We start from the raw sequence: 3,635 nt of genomic DNA, 5'->3' as shown, positions 1-3,635 counted from the left end.
GCCTGGGCGACGCCCTCGTCCGACAGCTCGGTGTCCATCTGCCCCTGCATGCGGCGCGTGGCGTTGTACGTCGTCTGGCCGTGGCGCAGCAACAGCAGACGGCGGGCGGGGACGTTGTCCATCGGCGCGTCCTCTCTGGGATCGGGCTGGCGCGGGGCGGTCTGGGTCAGGGGCGGGTCGCGCCGGACGGGACCCCGGCGCGGGAAAATCTAGTACTCGTCGGCGTCCGGCTCGGGGGCGGCGAGCGGGATCTCGTCGATCGAGCGAGCGGCGCGCGACGCGTCGGCGGCACCGGAGACGGGGGTCTGCTCGACGCCCTCGACCTCGATGCGCGGGCAGTCCTTCCACAGGCGGTCGAGGCCGTAGAAGTCGCGCTCCTCGGTGCGGAAGACGTGGACGACGAGCGTGCCGTAATCCAGCAGCGCCCACCGGCCCTCGCGGACGCCCTCGCGGCGCACGGGCTTGACGCCGGCGTCGCGCAGGTCATCCTCGACCTCGTCGACGATGGCGGACACCAGGCGCTCGTTGTCGGCGCTGACCAGCACGAACGCGTCGGTGATCACCAGGGGTCCGGACACGTCGAGGACGGCGATGTCCTCGCCCTTCATGCGGTCGGCGGCCCGGGCGGCGATGGTGGCCAGGTTGGCGGCCTCGGTGGATGCGGTCACGAGTGGAATTCAGCTCCCGTTGTTCGAATGGTCGTCCCCGCCCGCGGGCGAGGTGGTGTTGGCTTGCACGTCCTGGTACAAGCCCCTTTTGGCAATGTACTGCACCACGCCGTCGGGGACGAGATACCAGACCGGCCGGCCGTCCGCGGCGCGTTTGCGGCAGTCGGTCGAGGAGATCGCCATGGCGGGGATGTCCACCAGATGCAGGCGGGCGCGATCGACGTCGGGCAGTTCCTCTTCGACGAGGTGGAAGCCCGGCCGGTTGACGCCGACGAACGTCGCGGCGTCGAACATCTTCTCCCAGTCCCGCCAGGTGACGATCTTCTGCAGCGCGTCGGCGCCGGTGATGAAGAACAGTTCGTCGTCGGGGAATTGGGCGTTGAGGTCGTTGAGGGTGTCGATGGTGTACGTCGCGCCCGGGCGGTCGATGTCGACGCGCGAGACGGTGAACCGCGGGTTGGAGGCGGTGGCGATGACCGTCATCAGGTAACGGTCCTCCGAGTCCGAGACCCTGCGCCCGCGCTTTTGCCACGGCTCGCCGGTGGGCACGAAAATGACGCTGTCCAGCGCGAACCTGTCGGCGACTTCGCTGGCCGCGACCAGGTGGCCGTGGTGGATCGGGTCGAACGTGCCGCCCATGACGCCGATGCGCCGCGGCCGGTCGGACCTCGCCGCCAGCACGCGCGGCGGGGTCGGCTCGTTTCGCTTAACGACGCGACCGCGAGCCGCCACGAAGGCATTTTTGGGCTCATGCTGCTCTTCCGACATGGTGGAAACCGTACCCTCCGCAGGTGGCGGCCGATAATCGGCGAACAACGGAGTCTGGCCCGCGGGCGGTGGCCGAGCGCCGTCGGGGCCGCGTGGGCCGGGGGCCGCGCAGCGGTACAGCTGGTGTTACGGGCGCGTGTGTCCGGTGCCGCGCAGGATCCACTTGGTGGACGTCAGCTCCGGCAGGGCCATGGGCCCGCGGGCGTGGAGCTTCTGCGTGGAGATGCCGATCTCGGCGCCGAAGCCGAACTGCTCGCCGTCGGTGAAGGCGGTCGAAGCGTTGACGTTGACGGTGGAGGCGTCGACGCGGTCGACGAAGGTCTCGCACACCTCCCAGTCCTTGGCGGCGACGGCCTCGGTGTGGCCGGAGCCGTGGGCGTTGATGTGGTCGGTGGCCTCGATGACGCCGTCGACGATCTTCGCCACGATGTCGAAGGACAGGTACTCGTCGTTCCAGTCCTCGTCGGTGGCGGGGATGACCTCGCCGCCCCACTCGGCCTCGGCCAGGTTGTCGACGTCGCCGTGGACCTTCACGTCCGCGGCGTTCAGCGCGTCGAGGACCTTGCGGATCTTCTCCGCGCCCAGCGCGCGATCGAGCAGCACGCCCTCGGTGGCGTTGCACACCGAGCAGCGGCGGGTCTTGCCGTTGATCAGCATCGCGATGGCCTCGTCGACGTCGGCGGAGCCGTCGATGTAGAGGTGGCAGTTGCCCGTGCCGGTCTCGATGGCCGGCACGGTGGCACCGGTGACCACGGCCTCGATCAGGCCGGCGCCGCCGCGCGGGATGACCACGTCGACCAGCCCGCGGGCGGTGATCAGGTCCTGCACCGAATCATGGGTCTCGCACGGCAGCAGCTGCACCAGGTCCTCGGGGGCACCGTCGGCGGCGAGCACGCCGCGCAGCACCTTCACCAGCGCGGTGTTGGAGTTGACGGCGGACTTCGAGCCGCGCAGCAGCGCCACGTTGCCGGACTTCAGCGCCAGGCCGAAGGCATCGACGGTGACGTTCGGGCGGGCCTCGTAGACCATGCCCATCACGCCCAGCGGGACGCGGACCTGCGACAGCTTGATGCCGTTGGGCAGGGTGCTGCCGCGCAGCACCTCCCCGACCGGGTCCTGCAGCGCGGCGACCTGGCGCAGGCCGCCGGCGATGCCCTCGATGCGCTCGGCGTCGAGCTTCAGGCGGTCGATGAGGGACTCGTCCAGGCCGCGCTCGCGCCCGGCCTTGATGTCGGCCTCGTTGGCCTCGAGGATCTCCGGGGTCTTCTCCACGAGCGCCTCGGCGGCCGCGAGGAGCAGCCGGTTCTTGCGCTCGGAGGTGTAGCGCGCCAATTCCATGGTGACGTCCTTGGCGCGGCGGGCCTTGTCCAGCACCTCGTCGCGCTCGGCGGCGCGGGCATGGGTGATGGTCTGGTCGTTTGTCGCGTCAGTCATACCGACCAGTGTAGGTAAACCCCCGGGGTGGGCTTCAAGTCACCATGCTTCACGACGCCCACGGCACCACGTTTCACCGCGTGCCGGCCGGGCCGTCGTCAAGCACGACCGCCCGGGCCACCGGCGACCGAAAACGTACGGCTAAGCGACGGAGACGTCCGTCCACGGCATCATGGTCTCCACCCACGGCAAAACCACCTCCATGAGCAGGAAGAACAGGCCGACCAGCACCAGCAGCACGACGATGGCCTTCAGCCACGCGGGGCCGGGCAGAACGCGCCACAGGGGTCCGTACATCTACGCCATCTCCTTCGCTTCGACGCCCGCCAGGACGCCGTGGACGATCAACCGGTGCGTGTTCACCCACTGCGGATGGCAGGTGGTGAAGGTGACCATGCTCGCCTCTCCATGCGGCGTGACCACCCCCGACCGATCCGGGGTGACGATGTGCCGCCCTGGCACCCCCGGGACGACGGTGCCCTCCGGCACGCAATCGAAGGCCCCCGCCATGACCGCAGATCCTCGGATCCACCGAGGTGCCGGAGTCGGCCGGCACCGGGTCCGGCGAGGCGGCCGCGTTCCACTGCGATCGCAGGGCGTCGGCGGCCTGGACCTGGGCCTTGCCGCTGGACACGTCCGCTTAACAGAGCCGATAGAAGACGAACAACGCGATGATCACGCCGAACGTGATCAGCAGTTCGCCAAGAGTTCCTGCGATGCGGGACACCATGCCCCGACTATGCCCCGCGAACGCAAAAATCCCTC

At 69.5% G+C, this 3,635-nt stretch carries 6 protein-coding genes; all 6 read right to left on the bottom strand.

Translation table 11 applies throughout. From position 1 onward, the window contains the following. Window positions 1-122 (bottom strand): histidine phosphatase family protein (locus GX015_RS01635; RefSeq protein ID WP_291342291.1); only part of this gene is annotated, 122 nt, incomplete at its 3' end. 87 nt (window positions 123-209) lie between these two features. Next, complete coding sequence (rsfS, locus tag GX015_RS01630) at window positions 210-668, bottom strand: ribosome silencing factor (protein ID WP_291342288.1); 459 nt, start codon at window positions 666-668, stop codon at window positions 210-212. Between the two features lie 9 nt (window positions 669-677). After that, on the bottom strand, window positions 678-1,349 hold the full coding sequence (nadD, locus tag GX015_RS01625; protein WP_291342289.1) for a nicotinate-nucleotide adenylyltransferase: 672 nt from the start codon (window positions 1,347-1,349) through the stop codon (window positions 678-680). A gap of 213 nt (window positions 1,350-1,562) precedes the next feature. Continuing rightward, complete coding sequence (locus GX015_RS01620) at window positions 1,563-2,870, bottom strand: glutamate-5-semialdehyde dehydrogenase (protein WP_046651406.1); 1,308 nt, start codon at window positions 2,868-2,870, stop codon at window positions 1,563-1,565. Window positions 2,871-3,011: 141 nt separating this feature from the next. Further along, window positions 3,012-3,167 (bottom strand): hypothetical protein, encoded by a 156-nt coding sequence (locus GX015_RS01615; RefSeq protein ID WP_291342283.1) that lies wholly within the window; start codon window positions 3,165-3,167, stop codon window positions 3,012-3,014. Continuing rightward, a complete protein-coding gene (locus tag GX015_RS01610) occupies window positions 3,168-3,380 on the bottom strand; it encodes a sortase (RefSeq protein WP_291342281.1) in 213 nt (70 codons plus the stop codon). Window positions 3,381-3,635: the final 255 nt, after the last annotated feature.

Origin of the sequence: Corynebacterium sp. (genome assembly GCF_012837295.1) — a bacterium.
Classification (GTDB): domain Bacteria; phylum Actinomycetota; class Actinomycetes; order Mycobacteriales; family Mycobacteriaceae; genus Corynebacterium.
This window is presented reverse-complemented; position numbering and strand designations above follow the sequence as displayed.